Origin of the sequence: Catellatospora sp. NPDC049609, from assembly GCF_040675365.1 — a bacterium.
Lineage (GTDB): Bacteria > Actinomycetota > Actinomycetes > Mycobacteriales > Micromonosporaceae > Catellatospora.
On the sequence record NZ_JBFAOU010000005.1, the window covers coordinates 46,469 to 66,184 of the forward strand.

Annotated in this window: 19 protein-coding genes; 7 read left to right on the forward strand and 12 right to left on the reverse strand. The window is 74.1% G+C overall.

All coding sequences use genetic code 11. The features are described from left to right. Positions 1-30: 30 nt before the first annotated feature. Entirely contained in the window at positions 31-1,203 is a 1,173-nt protein-coding gene (locus AB0J67_RS02500) for a cytochrome P450 (protein WP_363475428.1), read from the reverse strand. Positions 1,204-1,309: 106 nt separating this feature from the next. Next, positions 1,310-2,161, reverse strand: coding sequence for an alpha/beta hydrolase (locus AB0J67_RS02505; protein WP_363475430.1), 852 nt, complete (start codon positions 2,159-2,161; stop codon positions 1,310-1,312). Positions 2,162-2,260: 99 nt separating this feature from the next. On the opposite strand from AB0J67_RS02505, the gene AB0J67_RS02510 reads away from it, so the two are divergent. Further along, complete coding sequence (locus tag AB0J67_RS02510; RefSeq protein ID WP_363475432.1) at positions 2,261-2,707, forward strand: SgcJ/EcaC family oxidoreductase; 447 nt, start codon at positions 2,261-2,263, stop codon at positions 2,705-2,707. Positions 2,708-2,711: 4 nt separating this feature from the next. Here the strand turns inward: AB0J67_RS02510 and AB0J67_RS02515 are convergent, their stop codons facing one another. The 5 genes from AB0J67_RS02515 to AB0J67_RS02535 form a co-directional block, all read right to left on the reverse strand. Further along, positions 2,712-3,287: a hypothetical protein gene (locus AB0J67_RS02515; RefSeq protein WP_363475434.1), complete on the reverse strand. Its 576-nt coding sequence runs from the start codon at positions 3,285-3,287 to the stop codon at positions 2,712-2,714. Positions 3,288-3,373: 86 nt separating this feature from the next. Further along, positions 3,374-3,799, reverse strand: a complete 426-nt coding sequence (locus tag AB0J67_RS02520) for a cupin domain-containing protein (RefSeq protein WP_363475436.1) — start codon at positions 3,797-3,799, stop codon at positions 3,374-3,376. 45 nt (positions 3,800-3,844) lie between these two features. Then, positions 3,845-5,542, reverse strand: a complete 1,698-nt coding sequence (locus tag AB0J67_RS02525) for a peroxidase family protein (protein ID WP_363475438.1) — start codon at positions 5,540-5,542, stop codon at positions 3,845-3,847. A 51-nt stretch (positions 5,543-5,593) separates the two neighbouring features. Next, positions 5,594-6,349, reverse strand: coding sequence for an SDR family oxidoreductase (locus AB0J67_RS02530; RefSeq protein WP_363475440.1), 756 nt, complete (start codon positions 6,347-6,349; stop codon positions 5,594-5,596). Positions 6,350-6,472: 123 nt separating this feature from the next. Beyond that, the gene (locus tag AB0J67_RS02535; RefSeq protein ID WP_363475442.1) at positions 6,473-7,375 is read right to left on the reverse strand and encodes an RNA polymerase sigma-70 factor; all 903 of its coding nucleotides are present in this window, start codon (positions 7,373-7,375) and stop codon (positions 6,473-6,475) included. Between the two features lie 98 nt (positions 7,376-7,473). Between AB0J67_RS02535 and AB0J67_RS02540 the strand changes: the two genes are divergently transcribed. Next, entirely contained in the window at positions 7,474-7,953 is a 480-nt protein-coding gene (locus AB0J67_RS02540) for an Rrf2 family transcriptional regulator (RefSeq protein ID WP_363475444.1), read from the forward strand. A gap of 95 nt (positions 7,954-8,048) precedes the next feature. Here AB0J67_RS02540 and AB0J67_RS02545 read toward each other — a convergent pair whose 3' ends face one another. Beyond that, positions 8,049-9,473, reverse strand: a complete 1,425-nt coding sequence (locus AB0J67_RS02545; protein WP_363475446.1) for an aldehyde dehydrogenase family protein — start codon at positions 9,471-9,473, stop codon at positions 8,049-8,051. Between the two features lie 161 nt (positions 9,474-9,634). Between AB0J67_RS02545 and AB0J67_RS02550 the strand changes: the two genes are divergently transcribed. Next, entirely contained in the window at positions 9,635-10,474 is an 840-nt protein-coding gene (locus AB0J67_RS02550; RefSeq protein ID WP_363475448.1) for a helix-turn-helix transcriptional regulator, read from the forward strand. 173 nt (positions 10,475-10,647) lie between these two features. Here the strand turns inward: AB0J67_RS02550 and AB0J67_RS02555 are convergent, their stop codons facing one another. From AB0J67_RS02555 to AB0J67_RS02565, 3 genes are all read right to left on the reverse strand, one after another. Further along, positions 10,648-11,415 (reverse strand): SDR family oxidoreductase, encoded by a 768-nt coding sequence (locus tag AB0J67_RS02555; protein WP_363475450.1) that lies wholly within the window; start codon positions 11,413-11,415, stop codon positions 10,648-10,650. Between the two features lie 80 nt (positions 11,416-11,495). Then, the gene (locus AB0J67_RS02560; protein WP_363475452.1) at positions 11,496-12,254 is read right to left on the reverse strand and encodes an SDR family oxidoreductase; all 759 of its coding nucleotides are present in this window, start codon (positions 12,252-12,254) and stop codon (positions 11,496-11,498) included. 213 nt (positions 12,255-12,467) lie between these two features. Continuing rightward, positions 12,468-15,257, reverse strand: coding sequence for an AAA family ATPase (locus AB0J67_RS02565; RefSeq protein WP_363475454.1), 2,790 nt, complete (start codon positions 15,255-15,257; stop codon positions 12,468-12,470). A gap of 303 nt (positions 15,258-15,560) precedes the next feature. Between AB0J67_RS02565 and AB0J67_RS02570 the strand changes: the two genes are divergently transcribed. From AB0J67_RS02570 to AB0J67_RS02585, 4 genes are all read left to right on the forward strand, one after another. Then, on the forward strand, positions 15,561-17,087 hold the full coding sequence (locus AB0J67_RS02570; RefSeq protein WP_363475456.1) for a bifunctional diguanylate cyclase/phosphodiesterase: 1,527 nt from the start codon (positions 15,561-15,563) through the stop codon (positions 17,085-17,087). Positions 17,088-17,125: 38 nt separating this feature from the next. Then, positions 17,126-17,899 (forward strand): SDR family oxidoreductase, encoded by a 774-nt coding sequence (locus AB0J67_RS02575; RefSeq protein ID WP_363475458.1) that lies wholly within the window; start codon positions 17,126-17,128, stop codon positions 17,897-17,899. A gap of 13 nt (positions 17,900-17,912) precedes the next feature. Then, the gene (locus AB0J67_RS02580) at positions 17,913-18,539 is read left to right on the forward strand and encodes an isochorismatase family cysteine hydrolase (RefSeq protein ID WP_363475460.1); all 627 of its coding nucleotides are present in this window, start codon (positions 17,913-17,915) and stop codon (positions 18,537-18,539) included. A gap of 131 nt (positions 18,540-18,670) precedes the next feature. Next, positions 18,671-19,336, forward strand: a complete 666-nt coding sequence (locus AB0J67_RS02585; protein ID WP_363475462.1) for a hypothetical protein — start codon at positions 18,671-18,673, stop codon at positions 19,334-19,336. Between the two features lie 46 nt (positions 19,337-19,382). On the opposite strand, the gene AB0J67_RS02590 is transcribed toward AB0J67_RS02585, so the two are convergent. After that, the gene (locus AB0J67_RS02590; RefSeq protein WP_363475464.1) at positions 19,383-19,628 is read right to left on the reverse strand and encodes a hypothetical protein; all 246 of its coding nucleotides are present in this window, start codon (positions 19,626-19,628) and stop codon (positions 19,383-19,385) included. Positions 19,629-19,716 lie beyond the last annotated feature (88 nt).

Genomic DNA, 19,716 nt, shown 5'->3' on the forward strand with positions numbered 1-19,716 from the left:
CCGACACCGCGCGACGGCAACCGTCGCTGGTCACGTCAGGACGGGGAGGGCCTCCGTGCCGTGCTGGACGAAGCCGCGGGCGCCGTAGCGGAAGCTGAGCCGCGTGTCGGGGTCCAGGCGCAGGCCGGGGCAGGCGTCGAGCAGCGCGGTGAGGGCCGCGGTGACCTCGATGCGGGCCAGCGGCGCGCCGACGCAGTAGTGCGGGCCGAGCCCGAAGCCCAGATGGGTGCCGCGCCGGTCCAGCCGGAACGTCTCCGCATCGGGGTACACCTGCTCGTCGAAGTGCGCGGCGGCGATGCACAGGTACACCATGCTGCCGGCGGCGATGGGGGTCCCCGCGATCTCGGTGTCGCGGGTCGCCAGCCGGTAGAGCCCGGCCGACGGATTGGCCCAGCGGAACGCCTCGTCGATCGCGGCCTCGGCCAGGGGGCCGTCGGCGCGCACCCGCGCCAGCGCGTCCGGGTTGAGCAGCAGCGAGCAGATCGTGGCCGACATCATCTGGATCGTGGTCTCGAACCCGCCCAGCAGCAGGCTGACCACCGCCACGGTCACGGCTTCGTGGGAGTACGCGTCCTCCGCCTCGAACGCCCTGATGATCTCACCGAGCATGTTGTCGCCGGCCTGCTGCCGCTCCCGCCGCACCAGCGTGGAGGTGTAGTCGCTCAGCTGGGCGAACGCCTGCATGCCCGGCCCGGCCACCGTCTCGTCCATCGGCGAGCCCAGCCACGTGATGATCGCGCGCACCCAGGCCAGGCCCTGGTCGCCCAGCTCGTCGGGGATGCCGAGCAGCGCGAGGAACACCTCCATCGGGTAGCGGGCGATCGACTCCTCGACGAGCTCGACCTCGCCCCGGCTGGCGAGCGGGCCGAAGGTGCGCTGGGCGATCGGCACCACGGTCCGGGCGTACTTGGCGCTGGCGGCGGCGCTGAAGAAGCGGTTGTGCGCGCGGCGCAGGTGGTGGTGCCGCGGCCCGTCGAGCGCGATCATCGCCTCGCTCATCGGGCCCATGCCGTAGAACACCGTGCTGAACGTGGTCGAGTCGCGCAGCGCGGCCGCCACGTCGCGGTGCCGCAGCACCAGCGGGGCGTTCATCAGCTCGTCGAAGACGACCGGTTGCCGCCGCCCGATCGCGGCGAGGGTGCGCCCCAGCGTGGCGGGCGAGGGGGAGCTTTGTGCGAACGCGCTTTCGGCGGCCGGGATCACGTATCGATTATGACCACTATCTTGGGCGGGCTGGTCCCGCTGCGACGGATGTCCGACAGCACGAGGTGGCCGGGGCACCACAGCGCGTGTGCGGCGCGGCGCGGGGTCAGCGGGGCGCGTCTCCGGCGGCGGGGCCGGACACGAGATCGATGATCAGCTTCACGACCTCGTGCGGAGTGTCGGTGATGGAGAAGTGCGCGGCGCCCGGGATGGTCCTGAGCGTCACGTGCGGCGCCGCTTCGAGGATCGCCTGCTCGCGCTCGGTGAAGCCGATCTCGTCCCGGTCGCCGCGGGCGAGCCACACCGTCGAGTCCGTGCCGGCCAGCCGGGTGGCCAGCTCGCCGTAGCGCCCGAGGTGGTCGAAGAAGCCGGTGACCAGGTGCCGGTTGGCGGCGTGCGGGTTGAGCTTCATCTGCCCGAACAGCTCGGTGAACCGGGCCGAGGGCAGCCGGTCGCGCATGCCCTTCTTCAGGGTCGGGTTGATGCCCAGCCAGACCAGCGTGCCGAGCACGGGGGTGCGGCTGGCCTCGTCGAGCGAGATGAGGTCGTGCTCCTCGTCGGCCCGCGACAGCGACGGCGACAGCAGCAGCAGCGGGCCCCGGTAGGCGCCGCGGGCGGCCATCTCGATGCCGACGTTGGCGAAGTAGGAATGACCGACGACGAGGTCGGCGGATTGCCGTGCCGCGAAGTCCTCGACCAGCGCGGCGTAGGTCTCGATCGCGTAGTCGAACCCGGCGGGCACGGGCCGGCCGGCGAACCCGGGCGGGTCGGCGGCCATGGCCAGCACACCGGCCTGGCTCAACGCCGGATCGGCGAGGATGTCGGTGTAGAACTCCGCGGTGCAGAACAGGCCGGGCAGCAGCAGCACGCGATGCGCGGTCCGGGTCGGCTGGTTCTCGATGATCGCCCAGTCCGCGTCCTCGCGCCGCCGCAGCGGCGGGCGCTGTGTCGTGGTCACGGTGCTCCCTCCAGTGCCTGAGCTGATCGTAGGCAGGCGGCCGGGTGCCGCAGGCGCGTTTGGCCGGTTGACCGGCCATATCGGGCATACGCTGCGGACATGGCTGCTGACGGGGGAAGCCCGCAGGATGAGGAGGCGATCGGCGCGGTGATGGTCCGGCTGGCGCGGGCCTTCGCCGGCCTGTCCGCCGACGGCGTCGCCGATCTCTACACCGCCGACGCGGACTGGACCAACGCGTTCGGCACGACCCGCACCGGCGGGGCGCAGATCGCGGCGTACCTGACCGAGCTGTTCGCCGACCCGCACTTCGCCGCGGGCAGGCCGCTCGGGCCGCCGCGGGCCGACATCCGCTTTCTCACCCCGGACGTCGCGGTCGTGAAGTCCTACCTGGAGCGGGCGGGGCAGCAGACCGCCGACGGCGCGACCATGGCCGTCCGGCGCAACTTCTCGCTGAAGGTGTTCGTACGCCGGCCCGGCGGCTGGCGGATCGCGTCCGACATGTACATGGACGCCCGCGACGACAGCACGCTGGACCCGGCGCGCTGACGGGTCAGGCGGCCGCTTCCCCGGCGGGGCGCTCGCGGGCCCTGACGTGGTCGGGATACCAGGCGGTGAACTTGAAGGCGCCCGCCACCAGCACGATCGGGACGATCCAGGTCAGCCAGGCCGAGCCGCCGCGGTCCTGCTGCGCGACCATCCCGAGCAGGGCGCAGGCCAGGAACGTCAGGCCCCAGACCAGGGTCAGCGTCCGGTTGACCCGCTTGAACGCCGGCGTGGACCACAGCCGCTGCGGCACCTGCTCGCGGGCGTACTGCTCGGTGAACGGCGTGAACAGCAGCGAGCCGAGCACCACCACCGCCAGCACGCCGCTGGCGATCGCCTGCGAGTAGGTCTCCAGCCACATCAGCCGCTCCCGGTCGAGCACGAGCCCGGCGACGGTCAGCGCGGCGAAGAACACCACCGTGACGATCTCCAGCAGCTTGATCCCGCCCTGCCCGTGCGACGGGATGAGCAGGATCACCGCGGCGGCCAGCGCGCCGACGACGGCGTACTCCCAGGTGCTGGGGCCGCTGACCACCCAGAAGACGATCCACGGTACGAAGCCCCGGAACACCCTGGTGCCCATCGACCACGCTCTCCTGTCGCTGCCGCCGCCGTCCGGCCGGCGGTTTCAAACGATCAACTGGCCGAGGCCGGGATGGTTACTGCCGCTCAGGACGGCCGGGGCGCACGCCTGTCCTGGCGTTGGGCCAGTTCCTCGTCGTCGACCAGGACCAGCATCGGCTTGTCCGGTTCGCACAGCATGGTGACGGTGAAGCGCAGGCGCGTGTCGTCGCGGTTGTTGCCGTCCTGGTAGTGGATGACGTCACCGCCCGGCTCCCAGAACACCTCCCCGGCGCGCACCACCCGCTCGGGCTCGCCCTCGAGCTCGAACAGCATCTCGCCCTCCAGCACGTACCCGAACGCCGGGCCGGTGTGCCGGTGCGGCGGCGTGCCGGGGTCGCCGGGCGGGTACTCGATGAGCACCGTCATCGCGTGGGCGCCCGCCGGGATGTGCGGCGGCTGCGCCTCCTGCAGCACGGTGAGCGCCGTCTGCCAGGCGGTCGAACGGGGTTTCTGCGCGTCGGTCGCGGACATGGTGATACCTCCGTGGTGATCGGTGGTGGCCGGTGCGCCGGATGGCTACCGGTGGCGGCAGATGCCGAGGGCGAGCAGGTCGGCCAGGCCGAAGCCGGGCCCGGCGGCGGGCAGGCGCGGCGCCCAGTCCGGTTCCAGGCTCAGGTAGCTGGCCGCGTCGGCGCGCAGCAGCCCGAGCAGGACCTCGGCGACGATGCGGCCGCCGACCGGGCCGAGCCGGTCGCCGCCGCCGCGGTGCTCGGCCTCCTTGAGGATGTAGAACCACAGCGGGGTGCCGGCCGGCCAGTCCTGCTCGATCTCGTCGGCGGCCAGCGGCTGCTCGCCGAGCAGCCGGGCGACCTGCTCGCCGCCGGGCAGTCCCGTGGTGCCGCCGCGCAGCAGGTCGCGTACGGCCAGCGAGCGGTACGCGGCGGTGTCGACGGCGCCGGTCACCTGCTCGGGCAGCCCGATGAGGCTCGCGGCGAGCCGGCCGTCGATGCGCTTGGCGCGCTGCGCGGCCCGGCGGCCGGGCACGTCGAAGACCTGCGTCAGGTCCAGCCGCCGCGCGGGCGGCACCGGTCCGAAGCCGACCAGGTCGGGGAAGAGCGGCACCGCCGGGCCGCCGTCGACGAGCCGGTAGGTGTGCCGGATCTGGCCGTGGCCGTAGCGGAAGGCCGCGTCGGCGAACTCGAGCGGGATGTACGCCTGCCCCGGCTGCGGCGCGAACCACCGGCCGCCCTCGGCGAGGACCTGCCCGGCCAGGTCCGGTCCGACCAGGCGGGGCAGGAAGTCGTGCACGATGATCCACTGGTGGTGCCAGGTGAGGGTGATCCGCGCCTTGTCGTAGACGTCGGCCTCGGGCACCCCGTCCGCGCGCAGCAGGTCGACGATGCGGTTGTGCGCGTGCAGCAGCGCGACGTGCAGGCTCAGCGCGAACAGGTGCGAGTCGTTGCGCGGGTCGCCGATCAGGGCAACCCCCTGCCGGTTGCGCGGCACGTCGAAGCCGTCCTCGCTGAGCAGGAACTTCGCCGGGTCGTGCAGGTCGAACAGGTACGGCGAGCCGATCGGGCCGTCGGAGTAGATCATTTCGAGGTTGAGCTTCGGGGCGCGGGCGTTGCGCAGCGCCTCGGGGTCGACTCCCCCGCCGATCGGCGACCGGTCGGCGGTGATGTCGTGCGCGATCAGCTGACCGAAGAACGGCCAGCCCGCGGCCTCGGTGGCGTCGTCGCCGCCGGGAGCGGCCAGGTCCAGGAACGCGGCCGCGTCGCAGACCCCGCCGCTCTGCCCGGCGCGGGTCAGCAGCTGCGGATCGGTCCCGAGCGGGGCCAGGTCCGGGAACATGCGCCCGTAGCGGGCCGCCCCGGTGGGGCGGTCGACCGCGCGGACCGCGCTGAGACAGTGGTCGCGAGCGGCCAGGCGGGTGCCGTGGGTGTACGCCGGAGCGCTGCTCACCTGCCGAGCGTATGCCCCGTCGGCGGCCGGTCCCGGCACGTTGCGCGGATGGCCCGGCGTCCCTGCGCCGTCGCGCGCCTCGCCCCGCGCCGGACGCCCGGGCCGGGGGACCTCCTCGATCGCCTCGACCGCGCCGAGCAGGCTGCGCAGGCCGACCTCCTCGCTCTGGGCGTACGCCGGGTCGAGCAGCCACTCCTCCATGGGTTTCTCGGCGGCCTGCTCGGGATTGCTGTTCTCGGCGATCCTCAGCTCCGCCTTGACGTCGTGCTCCAGCTGGTGCAGGAAGGCGCTGTCGCCGGTCGGGGTGCTCATTCGTTGCTCCATCTCGGGTGGGTCGGTGTCTGCGGCGGCCGGCACGGGCGGTCACCGGCCGGGCGTATCGCGGCCCGGCCAGGCGCGGTAGCGGATCTCGCCGAGGGTCGCGCCGTCGCCCGGCAGCAGCGTCCGCTCGCCCAGCTCGGCGCCGAAGTACCTGGCCTGCGGGTCGGTGACCACGGTGCGCGGATCGCCGCGCTCGGCCAGCGCGTCGCGGAAGAACTCGTCCATCCGCACCTGCTCGGGTCCGGCGACCTCGACCGTCGCGTGCAGCGGTGCGCCCACCGCGACCCGGGCGACCGCCTGCGCCACCTCGTCGCTCGCCATGGGCTGGAAGAGCACGGGCGCGAACCGGACGTGATCGCCGTCGGTGGCCGCGTCGGCCATGCTGCGGACGAACTCGAAGAACTGCGTCGCGTGCACGATCGAGTACGGCACCGGCGAGTTCTCGATCAGCTTCTCCTGCGCGCTCTTGGCCCGGAAGTAGCCGCTCTGCTGCAGCCGCTCGGTGCCCACCACCGACAGCGCGACGTGGTGGCCGACGCCCGCCGCCGACTCCGCCGCGAGCAGGTTGCGGGTGGAGGTGTCGAAGAACTCCATCACCGCGGCGTCCTCGAACGAGGGCGAGTTCGACACGTCGACCACCACGTCCGCGCCGGCCAGGGCGTCGGCGAGTCCCTCCCCGGTGAGGGTGTTCACACCGGTGTTCGGCGCCGCGGCCACCGCGTCGTGGCCGTGTTCGCCGAGCTTGGAGACGAGTTTCGACCCGATCAGACCGGTGCCGCCGATCACCACGATCTTCATGTCAGACCTCCTGTGCCGCGGGACGGGCGTCGCCGCCCCGATACCAGCTAAGACAGGCCGCCTCCGCGGTCTGTGACATCCAGGCGAACTTCCTCGGCTCGCCGGTCGGCGGCCCGGCCGGGCTCAGGCGGGCTGCGCGGCGGCGATCCGGGCGAGCTTGGCGGGGTTCATGACCCACATCACCTGGTCGATACCCTGGCCGGTGGCGCTGACGGTGACCAGCACGAACGGCTCGCCCTCGCGGCTGGCCAGGACGGACGCCCGGCCGTTGGCCTCGATCCAGGAGAGCTCGGCGCCGGTCCAGAAGGTCGGCGCGAACGCCGCCACGAACTTCGCGACCGTCGTGCGGCCCTGGACGGGGAACCTGGCGGCGCGCACCGCTCCCCCGCCGTCGGAGTAGCTGACCACGTCGGACGCGAGCACCTGCTCCAGCGCGTCGAAGTCGCCCGCCTGGGCCGCCGCCAGGAACGCGGTCAGCAGGCGGCGCTGCTCGTCCGGGCGCACGGAGTCGCGCCGCTGCTCGGCGACGCGTTTGCGGGCCCGGCTCACCATCTGGCGGACGTTGTCCTCCTTCGCCTGCACGATGTCCGCTATCTGCCCGTACGGGTAGTCGAATGCCTCTCTGAGCACGTACGCGGCGCGTTCGGTCGGGGAGAGCCGCTCCAGCAGCACCATGATCGCGAACTCGAGCGCCTCGCCCCGCTCGGCTCCCAGCGCCGGGTCGGCGCTGGTGTCGACGGGTTCCGGCAGCCACGGGCCGATGTACGTCTCGCGGCGCGCACGGGCCGACGTCGCCTCGTTGAGCGCCAGCCGCGCCGTCGTGGTGGCGAGGAATGCGGCCGGGTCGCGCACCGTGTCCCGGTCGTAGGCCTGCCAGCGCAGCCACGTCTCCTGCACGACGTCCTCGGCCTCCGCCGCGCTGCCGAGCATGCGGTACGCGATGCCGAACAGCCGCGGGCGCAGGCTCGCGAACGCCGAGGCGGCCTCCTCGAGAGCGGCCGCCGACGGTGGTTCCGCAGCCGGCACAGCCCCCATGCTAGTGATCGGCAGGAGGCCGCCGTCGCCGTTCGGCGCCACGGTTCGGACTCGGACAGTACGCATCCGGGATGCGTACGATGGTGCGCATGAAGATGTCGGGCGGCGTGGAGTGGGCGCTGCACTGCTGCGTCGCCCTGACGGCCGCCAGCGAGCCGGTGCCGGCCGTCCGCCTGGCCGAGCTGCACGACGTGTCGCCCAGCTACCTCGCCAAGCAGCTGCAGGAGCTGTCCCGCGCCGGGCTGGTCCGCTCCGTGCAGGGCAAGGCCGGCGGCTACCTGCTCACCCGCCCCGCCGACCAGATCACCGTGCTCGACGTCGTCGAGGCGATCGACGGGCCCGGCGGGGCGTTCGTCTGCACCGAGGTGCGCCAGCGCGGCCCCCTCGCGGCCCCGCCGGAGACCTGCACCGCGCCCTGCGGCATCGCCCGCGTCATGTACGACGCCGACCACGCCTGGCGGCAGTCGCTGCGGCAGGTGACCATCGCCGACCTCGTCCGCGACACCGGCCGCACCCTCGGGCCGCAGGCGCTGTCCGGCGTGGGGGCCTGGCTGGCACTGCGGGACTGACCGCCGCGGCGGCACCCCGCCGGCCTGAGCCCGATCCCGGTCCACGGCCCGTGCCGGGCGGGACGAGGACCGGGCTCAGCGCCGGACGGGCACGCTCAGCGCTGGATCGACTTGGTCTCCAGGAACTCCTCCAGGCCGAGCCGGCCGAACTCGCGGCCGTTGCCCGACTGCCGGTATCCGCCGAACGGCGCCAGCGGGTTCCACGCGCCGCCGTTGACGTCGACCTGACCGGCCCGCAGCCGCCGCGCGACGGCCGTGGCCCGCGCGGGCTCCCCGAAGACCCCGCTGGTCAGGCCATACATCGTGCTGTTGGCGATGGCGACCGCCTCGTCCTCGTCGGCGTACGGGATGATCGTCAGCACCGGGCCGAAGATCTCCTCCTGGGCGATGGCCGAGTCCGGGTCGACCCCGGCGAAGATGGTCGGCCGCACGTACGCGCCACCCTCCAGGCCGCTCGGGTGGCCCGGCCCGCCGAAGACGAGCTGCGCGCCGTCGGCGATGCCGCGCCGGATGTAGCCGTCCACCCGGTCCCGGTGCGCCTGCGACGCCATCGGGCCGATCCGGGTCGCCTCGTCCGCCGGATCGCCCACGGTGTACTGCTCGGCGGCGGCCACGGCCAGTGCCACGACTTCGTCGTGGCGCGACGCGGGCACCAGCATCCGCGGCCACGCGCCGCAGACCTGGCCGCCGTTGGTGAAGACCATCATCAGGCCCTTCTCCACCGCCTTGGGCAGGTCGGCGCCGTCGAGGACCACGTTGGCGCCCTTGCCGCCGAGCTCCAGCGCGACCCGCTTGACCGTCTCGGCGGCGACCGCCCCGATGCGCCGCCCGGCCCGGGTGGAGCCGGTGAAGGAGATCATGTCGATGCCGGGGTGGGCGGAGATCGCCTCGCCGACGACCTCGCCCGTGCCGTGGACGACGTTGAAGACGCCGGCGGGCAGACCCGCCTCCGCGGTGACCTCGGCCAGGATGCGGGCGGTCAGCGGCGCCTGCTCGGACGGTTTGAACACCATCGTGTTGCCCGCGACCAGCGCGGGCGCGAGCTTCGACACGATCTGCTGCAGCGGGAAGTTCCACGGCGTGATCGCCCCGACGACGCCGATCGGCTCGCGCACGATCAGCGAGTTGCCGAGCTGCTCCTGCCAGGCGTACCCGGCGGCCAGGTCGGCGAACGACAGTGCCACCGCCACCGGGAAGCCGATCTGCGCGGTCCGCGACAGGGTGATCGGCGCGCCCATCTCGGCGGTGATCACCGCGGCGATCTCCTCGCCGCGGGCCTGCAGCCCGGCCGCGATCCGCCGCACGACGGCGGCGCGGTCGGCCGGTGCGATGGCCGACCAGCCGGGCAGCGCCGCCCGCGCAGCGGCCACCGCCTGGTCGACGTCGGCCGCGGTGCCGGCGGGCACCTCGCCGACGGTCTGCCCGTTCGCGGGGTTGACGACGGGGATGGTGGCGGTCGAGGTGGAGGGGACGGTCGCTCCCCCGATCCAGTGGCCGGGGGTGTGGTTCTGTTCGATCATGTCTTCGAGTGTCGAGCGGCCCGATGGCCCTGACCAGGGACAGTCGATCCCTGGTTAGGGCCGGGGTGAGTGACCCCGGCGGCAGCGGGAACACGGCCGATCGTGGTGCGGTTGGGCTGAATGCCGGTGGTGACCATGGCCTGGCGGAAGGGAGGCGCGACATGGACCGCGCTCGGCTCGCCGCGTTCCTGCGCACCCGCCGCCAGGCGCGGCAACCCGAGGACGTCGGCCTGCCCCGCGGCGCACGGCGCCGGCGGACCGCGGGCCTGCGCCGCGAGGAGGTCGCCGCGCTGAGCGGCATGTCGACCGACTACTACAGCCGGATCGAGCAGCAGCGCGGCCCGCAGCCGTCCGCGCAGCTGCTCCACGCGATCGCCCGCGGCCTGCGGCTGACCCCGGACGAGCAAGACCACCTGCTGCGCCTGGGCGGTCATCCGCTGCCGCGCCGGGAGACCGACGCCGCCGACGAGGTCAACGCCGGGATGATGCGTGTCTTCGACGGACTCGGCGACGCCGCCGCCCAGGTGGTGAACCGGCTCGGCGAGACCCTGCGGCAGACGCCGCTCGCGGTCGCGCTGCTGGGCGACGAGACCGCGTACACCGGCCTGGACCGCAGCCTGCACCACCGCTGGTTCACCTCACCCGACGTGCGGCGGCGCCATCCCGCCGCCGACCACCCCGCGCACAGCCGGCTCCTCGTCGCCGACCTGCACCGGGTGTACACCGAGGACGGTCCCGGCTCGCGCTCCCACGTGATCGTGGACGCGCTGCTGGCGGGCAGCCCCGAGTTCGCCCAGCTGTGGCACGCCCATCCGGTGGCGGCGACCTACTGCGCGCCCAAGCGCATCCAGCATCCGGTGGTCGGCCTGCTCGAACTGCACTGCCAGGTGCTGATCGACCCGGACCGGTCCCAGGCGCTCCAGGTCTACACCGCCGCCCCGGGCTCCCCCGGCAGCAGCGGGCTACGCCGGCTCGCCGAGCTCGTCGGCGCCGGGGCCTGACACCGGCGCAGGCGACCGACGGCATCGCGCGGCGCGCGGAAGTGCGGCGCGAAGTCGCCGATGGACTCCAGCGAGCACACCCGGCCCTGCACGCGACGCGGCCGCGGCCAGCCGGATGGCGGGCCCAACCGGGCCGGGCGGATGGCGGGCCCGGCCGGGCCGGGCGGATGGCGTCAGACCAGTTCCAGGCCGCCGTCCACGGCGAGGATCTGGCCGGTGAGCCAGGTGGCGCCGGGGTCGGCCAGGCGCAGCACCCAGGTGGCGATCTCGTCGGGATGCCCGCGGCGGCCCAGCGGGATGCTCGCCGCCTCCTGCTCCTTGACCCGGGCGAGCTGCTCGCCCGACAGGCCCGCCGAGACCAGCGCCTCGCTTTCGGTGGGTCCGGGTGCGACGGCGTTGACGCGGACGCCCTCGCCGGCCAGCTCCAGCGCCCAGCTGCGGGTGAGCTGCTCGACGGCGGCCTTCGACGCGGCGTAGTGGGCGGCGCCCGGCAGCGGGCGGCGGCCGTACGTGCTGGAGATGTTGACGATCGAGCCGCCGGTGGCGCGCAGCAGCGGCAGGCAGGCGCGGGCCAGCAGGCTGGGCGCGGTGACGTTGAGGTCGAACAGCTCGGTGATCTGCCCGGCGGTGACCTGCGCCAGCGGGATCAGCGCCGCCGCACCCGCGTTGTTGACCAGCACGTCGAGGCGGCCCCAGTGCTGCTCCGCCGCGGCGGCGACGGCGTCGGGCGCGTGCGGGGCGCGTACGTCGAGGGCGAGCGGGACGATGCCGCCGTGCCGCCGCGCGGTCTCTTCGAGCGCGTCCAGCCGCCGCCCCACGGCCAGGACGTGGGCTCCGTGCCGGGCGAACGCCAGCGCGGTGGCGCGGCCGATGCCCGAGCCGGCTCCGGTGACGACGACGGCACACTCACTGAACGACGGGTCCGTGGAGGTGACTGTCACGGCTTCCCCTTCCTGCGGACAGGCGACCTGCCCGTACGCGGCCTGCGCGAGAGCCGGCCGCGTACGGGCAAGGGCACGGTTCAGGCGGTGGCGGTCTTCCGGGCGGCGAGGTAGTCGGCCAGGCTCACCGTGCCCAGGCGCGCCTCGCCCAGCGGGACGAGCGACGTCTCCTGCATGATCGCGCCGAAGTAGGGCGCCTGCGGATCGGTGACGACCGTGCGGCTGTCGTTCTCGGCGGTGAGGAACCGCCGCACCAGCTCGTCCTGGCCGAACCGCTCGGGGCCGGCGATGTCGATGGTGGCGTTGGCCGGCTGCTCGGCGACGACCCGGGCGAGCGCCGCGGCGACGTCGTCGGCCGCGATCGGCTGCATCAGCGCGGGCGGCACGTGCACCGCGCCGCCCTCGGTGGCCGCGTCGGCGATGGCGCCGGCGAACTCCAGGAACTGGGTGGCACGCACGATGGTGTACGGGATGGGACCCGCCTTGACCAGCTTCTCCTGGGCCACCTTGGCGCGCATGTAGCCGCCGTCGGGGATGCGGTCGCAGCCGACGATGCTCAGCACGATGTGGTGGCGTACACCCGCGGCGGCCTCGGCGGCGAGCAGGTTGCGGCCGGAGGTCTCGAAGAACTTCAGCACGGCCTCGGTCTCGAAGGACGGCGAGTTGGCCACATCGACGACGATGTCGGCGCCTTCGAGCGCTTCGGCGAGGCCGGCGCCGGTGATGGTGTCGACGCCGGTGCTCGGCGCGGCCGCCAGGACGTCGTGGCCGGCGGCCTGCAGCAGGGCGCCCAGCTTCGTCCCGATCAGGCCGGTGCCTCCGATGATGACGATCTTCATGGTCGATCCCCTCAAACTCGGACTAGCAATATCCGAGATACTACTCGGATGTTTTATATCCGGGTCAAGTTTCCGGCCTGCTCGGGTGGCGCTCGCCACTCGGCGCGCCCGCCCGGTGCACCTGCACCGGCGCCGGGACCGCGGTCGGGATCGGGATCGGCGGCAGCGGCGCGGGCCGATCGGGTAGGACGTCGTGGACCGGCCGCACGCGGGTCACACCGGCGCCGCGGACTCCGGGGCCGGCAGCACCGAGTGCAGGTGGCGGCGGGAGCTGACGCCGAGCTTGGTGAACACGTTGCCCAGGTGCCACTCGACCGTACGCGGGCTGATGAACAGCTGGGCGGCGATCTCCGGATTGGTGTGCCCGTCCCTGGCCAGCCTGGCGATCTGGGCCTCCTGGCTGGTCAGCTTGGTCAGGGCGCCCACGTCGCGCTTGCGGACGGTCTCCCCCGTCGCCGTCAGCTCCCGCCGGGCACGCTCGGCGAAGCCGTCGGCTCCGGCGCGGGTGAACGCCTCGTACGCCGCGCGCAGCTGCACCCGGCTCTCCTGGCGGCGGTTCTGCCGGCGCAGCCACTCGCCGTAGACCAGGCGCGCGCGGGCCAGGTCGACGGTGATCCGGCAGCGTTCGAGGTGCTGGATGGCCTCCTGGTAGAGGTCGTCGGCGGCCGGGCCGGCGGCCAGCAGCGCCCGGCAGCGGGCCTCGACTCCCGCACCCCACGCGGTTTCGCTGGCCCGGGTGCGCACCACGAGCCGGTCCAGCGCGCCCTGCCCGGCCGCCCGGTCGCCGAGGCGGGCGGCGGCCTCGACCAGCTCGGCCAGCGCCAGGCCGAACAGGCCCATGTCCTCGTACGCGCAGGCGCGCTCGGCCGCGGTCAGCGCGGTCTCGTAGCGGCCCAGCCCGTTGTACAGCAGCGCGGTCGCGTACTCGGTCAGCGCGAACGCACGTCCCTCACCCTGCTCGATCGCGTCCCGCAGGCTGGTCGCGATCATGTCCAGCGCCTCGGCCTCCTGCGCCCGCCAGGCGCGCAGCAGCAGCGCGGTGTACATCAGCGGCGCCCGGCTGGTCGCCTCCCAGATGGCGGTCGCCTCGTCGATCAGCACCGCCGCGGTGCCGAAGTCTCCCGCGTGCACGCTGAAGCACGCCTGGTAGCTCAGCGCCCTCGGCAGGACCGACAGCCGCCCCGTCCGGCGGGCGATGCTGACGGCGCTGGTCGCCAGCTCGTGCCAGGCTTCGTCGTCCCACAGCTCCGGCGCCAGCGGCTCGGGCGTCACCGGGCACTCCAGCCACAGCCAGGCCGCGGCCTCGTCCGCCCCGCCGGCCCGCTGCCTGCGGCGTACGGTGCCCAGCGCGTCGCGCAGCCGCCCGGCGCTGGCGGCGTAGCCGTCGATGATCCGGGCGGTGACGCCGTCCAGCAGGACGTCGACCACCCGGGGCGGGTCGGGGGCGGCGGGCCCGGCGCGGACGGCGTGCGCGACCTCGTGCTGCGCCGGTGCCAGCCGCCCGGCGAAGATCGCCGCACCGCTGGCCTCCAGCAGGGTGTCGCGGGCCAGCCCGGCGTCCAGCGGCGCCAGCCGGGCCGCGACGTCGAGCAGCCGCCGGGCCGTGTCGCCGTTGCGCACCTGCGACCACACCAGCCAGGCGCGCAGCCGCTCCAGCCGGGCCCGCTGCAGGTCGTCCAGCGGCCCCGCCTCGGCGACCGCGAGCAGGTTGTGGGTGTGCTCCACGGCGCCGACGTCCAGCTCGGCCTGGGCGGCGGCCAGCGCGCGGGCGACCCGGCGGGCGGGATCGGGCGTCAGCTCGGTCGCCCAGCGCAGGAAGGCGGCGGCCGCGGCGGCTCCCGCCCTGCTGCGCGCGCGGGCGGCGGAGTCTTCGAGGTCGGCGGCGATCTGCTCGTCCGGCTGCGTGGCGGCGCGGGCGCGGTGCCAGGCACGGCGGTCCGGGTCGCGCTCGGGGTCGGTGGCCTCGGCGAGGGCCCGGTGCGCGGCCCGCCGGTCCGTGGACGGCGCGACCTCGTACGCCGCCGAGCGCATCAGCGGGTGGCCGAACCGCACCCGGCCGCCGAGCTCGATCAGCCCGGCGGCCTCGGCGGGGGCCGCGGCATCGTCCGGGATGCGCAGGGCGCGGGCGGCGCGCCAGAGCAGGCCCGGGTCGCCGGTGGGCTCGGCGGCGGCGGTGAGCATCAGCAGCCGGGTGTCCGGCGGCAGCGACCGCACCTGCTGCTGGAAGGTGCTTTCGAGCTGACCGGCCGCGGCATGGCCCGCCGGGAGCCAGAAGCCGCCCGCCGGTTCGGCCGGGGCGAGCATGCGCGGCAGCTGCAGCAGGGCGAGCGGGTTGCCGCGCGCCTCGGCGACGATCCGGTCGCGCACCTGCGGGTCGAGCGGGGTGCGGAGCACCGAGGCGAGCAGGGTCCGCGCGTCGGCGTCGCCGAGGCCGCCCAGGACGAGTTCGGGCAGGCCGGGCAGCACGGGCGGGCGGGCCGGCTCGCGTACGGCGACGATGAGCGCGACCCGCTCGGCCTGCAGCCGCCGGGCGACGAACGCCAGCACCTGCCCGGAGGCGTGGTCGATCCATTGCGCGTCGTCGACGAGGCAGGCCAGCGGCTGCTCCTCCGCGTTGGCGGCGAGCAGGCTGAGCACGGCGAGCCCGACCAGGAACCGCTCCGGCGCCGGGCCGGACCGCAGGCCGAACGCGACGGACAGCGCGTCGCGCTGCGGCTCGGGCAGTTGCGGCAGCCGGTCGAGCAGCGGCACGCACTGCTGGTGCAGGCTGGCGTAGGGCAGCTCCATCTCGGACTCGACGCCGGACACCGCGGCGACCCGGAACCCCGAAGCGCGGGCGGCGGCGTGGTCCAGCAGCGCGGTCTTGCCGATGCCCGCCTCGCCCCGCAGGACCAGGACGGCGCTGGTGCCCGCGCGCGCCTCGGCCAGCGCGCGTTCCAGCCGGGCCGACTCCCTGCGTCGGCCCGTCAGCTCCACCTGCGTATCTGTCGGGGACGCGCTCATGCGCGGTCTCTTTCGTACCGTCAGTGTGCAAACCGGTGATAACGGTCATCCTACCCAGCATCGTCGCGCCCGCAGGGCGCGCTCGCCACGCGCCCGACATGCAGCTTTGCCACATCAGCAGCCCCGAATCCCGGAATGTCCGTTTCCAGCGGCGGTCGCCGTGATCCCCGGGGCCGAGGCCGGTACGCAACCCCCGGGAGTTCCCCGGGGCGAGCAGCGCCCGTCTCCGCGACCGTGGACGGGTCGGCGGGAGTACCGCGCCGGCGGACCAGACCAGCCTGCGTTACCGGAGGGCACGAGACGGTGAGCGTTCCAGAGATCAAGATCGCCTGCGGGTCGCACGACGCCGGGATCCACGGGGATGTGGATGCCGTGTTCCGTCGTCCCACCGCCGGGCGTGCCGACGACCTGCGCACACCGCCGGCGCAGTGGCACCACCCGGACGCGCAGGCGCCTCGCCGGCACACCCTGCACGACCCGCTGACCGGGCTGCCGAACCGGGTCCTGCTCAGGCACGCGCTGCGCGCCGCCCTGTCCCCGGGCGCCGAACAGGGCCCGGTGGCGCTGCTCCACGTGGGCGTCGACGGGTTCGCCGACGTCAACCACGCCCTCGGGTACGGCGTCGGCGACCAGCTGCTCCGGGAGATCGCGCGGCGGCTGTCGGCACGGCTCGGCGACGGCTGCCTGCTCGCCCGCACCGGCGGCGACGAGTTCTCCATCCTGGTGACCGGGTCCGGCCGCGTCGCGGACATCACGAACACCGCCGAGGCGATCCTCGACGCCATCCGGCAACCCTTCACGACCAGTGGCGGGCGGCTGCACGTGACCGCCGGCGTCGGCATCGCCACCAGCGCCGGGCCGGGCGGCTCCGCAGGCTGCCTGATGAGCGCGGCGGAGTCCGCGCTGGCGCAGGCGAAGGCCGAAGGCCGCGACCGCGTCCGCCTGTTCGACCCCGACCTGCACGCCCGCCGGCTCGCCCGGCACGAGATCGCCCGGGCGCTGCCGCGGGCACTGGAGCGCGGCGAGATGTTCGTCGAGTACCAGCCGATGGTGCGGGCCGGCGACGGCGAGCTGTACGGCGTCGAGGCGCTGGCCCGGTGGCGGCATCCGGAGCGGGGCCTGCTCGGGCCGGCCCAGTTCATCCCCGTGGCCGAGGACAGCGGGATGATCGACAAGGTCGGGCGGTTCGTGCTGCGCACCGCGTGCGCGCAGGCCGGGGTGTGGCACGCCCGCCATCCGGGCCACCGGCTCGTCATGAGCGTCAACCTCGCGCCCGCGCAGGCCGCCGACCCGGCGCTCGCCGTCCACGTGGCGGGCCTGCTGGCCCAGCACGGCCTCGACCCGGCCACCCTGCAGCTGGAGATCACCGAAAGCAGCCTGATGCCGACCGCCGGGCGGGCCGTGGAGACGCTGCGCGCGCTGTCGCGGCTCGGCGTGCGCATCGCGATCGACGACTTCGGCACCGGCTACGCCAACCTGACGAACCTGCGGACGCTGCCGGTGCACCAGCTGAAGCTGCCGCGGCAGCTGGTCACCGCCGGCGGGCACGGCGAGCAGGTGGACCGGGTGCTGATCGAGACGGTGGTCCGGCTCGCCCGCGGCCTCGGCCTGGGCGTGATCGCCGAGGGGGTGGAGACGTGGGCGCAGGCCGACGTCCTGCGCGAGCTCGGCTGCGACGTCATCCAGGGATACGTGTACGGCAGGCCGCAGTCACCGGAGGCCATCGACGCCCACCTGAACACCCGCCGCCGGGCGCGCTCACCCGGCGCCGGACCGGGCCGTCAGGCCCGATTCGCCGAAACCGCCGCGGGCTCCGTACCGCATCCGTAAACTCGGATACGGGATATCCGTAAAAGGGGGGATAACCCATGAGGATCACGATCACCGGCGCCAACGGCCGCATCGGCGCACACCTGACCCGGCTGCTGCTGGCCCGCGGCCACCACGTCGTGGCGGCCTCGCCCGGCACGGGCGTCGACACCGTCACCGGAGACGGCCTCAGCACAGCGGTGGCCAGGGCGGACGTCGTCGTCGACGTCACCGACGCGCCTTCGTTCGCCGACGCCGCGGTCATGGACTTCTTCCAGACCTCCGGCCGCAACCTGCTCGCCGCCGAGCTCGCGGCGCAGGTACGCCACCATGTGGCGCTGTCGGTCGTCGGCGCCGACCGGCTGCCCGGCAGCGCCTACATGCGGGCCAAGGCCGCCCAGGAGCAGCTGGTCGGGCACGGGCTGGTGCCGTACACCGTCGTGCGCTCCACCCAGTCCTTCGAGTGCCTGGACACCATCGGCCACGCCGGCCGCGACGGCCGCGCCATCCGCCTGTCACCGGTGCTCATGCAGCCGATCGCCGCCGCGGACGTCGCCACGATCCTCGCGGACGTCGCCGAGGCCGACGCCTGCGACGGCCGGGTCGACATCGCCGGACCCGAGCGGCTGCGCCAGGACGAGGTCGTCCGCAGGCTGCTCGCCGCCCGGCACGACACCCGCACCGTGCTGACCGACCCGGCCGTCTACTACTTCGGCGCGGCCGCCGACGACACCACGCTGGTGCCCGCCCGGCCCTGGCGCCTCGGCGGCACCCGCTTCTCCGACTGGCTGAGCGCACAGGCCGTGGCCGCGTGCGCCGCGCGAACTCGTTAGGAAGGCGACACCCATGGCATCGACGTCGTACCCGCCCGGCCGGACCGGCTTGCTGCTGATCGACACCGTGAACGAGGTGTTCGACCCGGCCGGCAAGGGCTACCCGCTGTTCGCCGAGGAGTTCACCCGGATCGGCACCTTCGCCAACCTCACCCGGCTGCTGGCCGGCGCCCGCGAACACGGCGTCAGCGTGCTGTTCTCCGGCATGTCCTACACCGAGCACGAGTACGCCTCCTGGGGCCGGCTGACCGGCATCCACCGGCAGATGTTCGACAACCGGCTGTTCCAGGCCGGCACCTGGGCGGTGGAGTACCACCCCGAGCTGGCCCCGGCGCCCGGTGAGGTCAGCCTCGCCGCGCACAAGAACATCGACGTCTTCGCCAGCACCGACCTCGACGCCCAGCTGCGCCACCACGGCGTCGACCACCTCGCCGTCGCCGGCATGATCGGCACGATGTGCGTGGAGTCGACCGCCCGCACCGCGATGGAGCGCGGCTACCACGTGACCACGCTGACCGACGCCACGGCCGCGACCGGCGGCGCCGCCGGGTACGACGCCATGGTGGCGCGCTATGAACTGTTCTCCCACGCCACGCACACCGTCGACGAGTACCTCGCGGCGGTCGCCGCGTCCCGGTAGCAGCGCACCGCGACACCGTTCCACATAGGCGACCGGGTATGGACGGCAGCCGATCAAGGCCGTACCTTCGTGGCGGAAGATCGTGCGGCGGCGATCGGTGATCAGCCCTGCCCTTCGCCAAGGAGCGCACGATGTCGCGAAAGACCGGCAAGCCGTCGTCCACCCGCCCCGCCGTCACGCCCGCGGGCAGCCGGTCCACCGCACAGGTGCTGCGGATCGTGGCCGGGCTCGTGGTGGCCGTGCTGGTCGGGGTGCTCATCGGGATGCAGACCGCGGGACCCGGCGCCACCGACGACGCGGTGGCACAGCTGCGCCGGCAGGAGGCCGAGCGCGACAAGACCCAGATCAGCGAGCTGACCACCCGCGCCCGCGCCACAGCCGGCGTGATCGCGCCGATCGTCGAGGGGCTCGGCGACACCGGCAAGGTCAGCGCGGAGCAGCTCGCGCAGTGGAAGCAGGCGCTGAGCCCCGAGCTCGCCTGGTACGCCACCACCGTGTCCGGCATGACCGCGACCAACGTGGCCCGCGGCGCCCTGCGCAACGCGGTCGAGCAGCTCGCCGCCGCCCTGGACACCTGCGCGGCGGCGCAGGCGCTGCCCGCGCCGGCGCGGCAGCCGGTGCTGGCGGCGGTGACCCGCCAGCGCGAGCTGGCCGTCGCCGCCTGGTCGGTGGCGGCGACCCAGCTCGACCAGATCAACGTCGACGCGGGCAACGGCCACCAGCACGTCTACCTGGACGTCAAGGGGATCGGCGGCCTGATGTCCGGCGACACCCTCCCCGAGGGGACCGGCCACTGACGCCCACCCCGATCGTGGGAGGACGACGGCGGCGGGCCGGCAACCGTCAGCGGGCGAAGGCCTCGTCGAGGAAGCGCAGGCGGGCGGCGTCCTGGACAGCCTCAGCCGCCCTCGTGACCGTTGAACGGGTAGACTTCGATCCGTTTCGGACCGGCGTAGCGGTGGTAGGCGGCGTACACCGTCGAGGCGGGCAGCTCGCGTCCATGTGGGCGACGCTGAACAGCGCGGCGAACAGCACGCCGTCGCCGTAGGACAGCGTCCGGAAGACCCGCTCCTCGTGGTCGCGGTGCACGGCCAGGTAGGCGGCGACCTCCCGGTACGGCCCGGCGGTGGCCGGCTCGGCGCCGCGCCGGGCTTGACCGGGTGCCCGCCCAACCCGG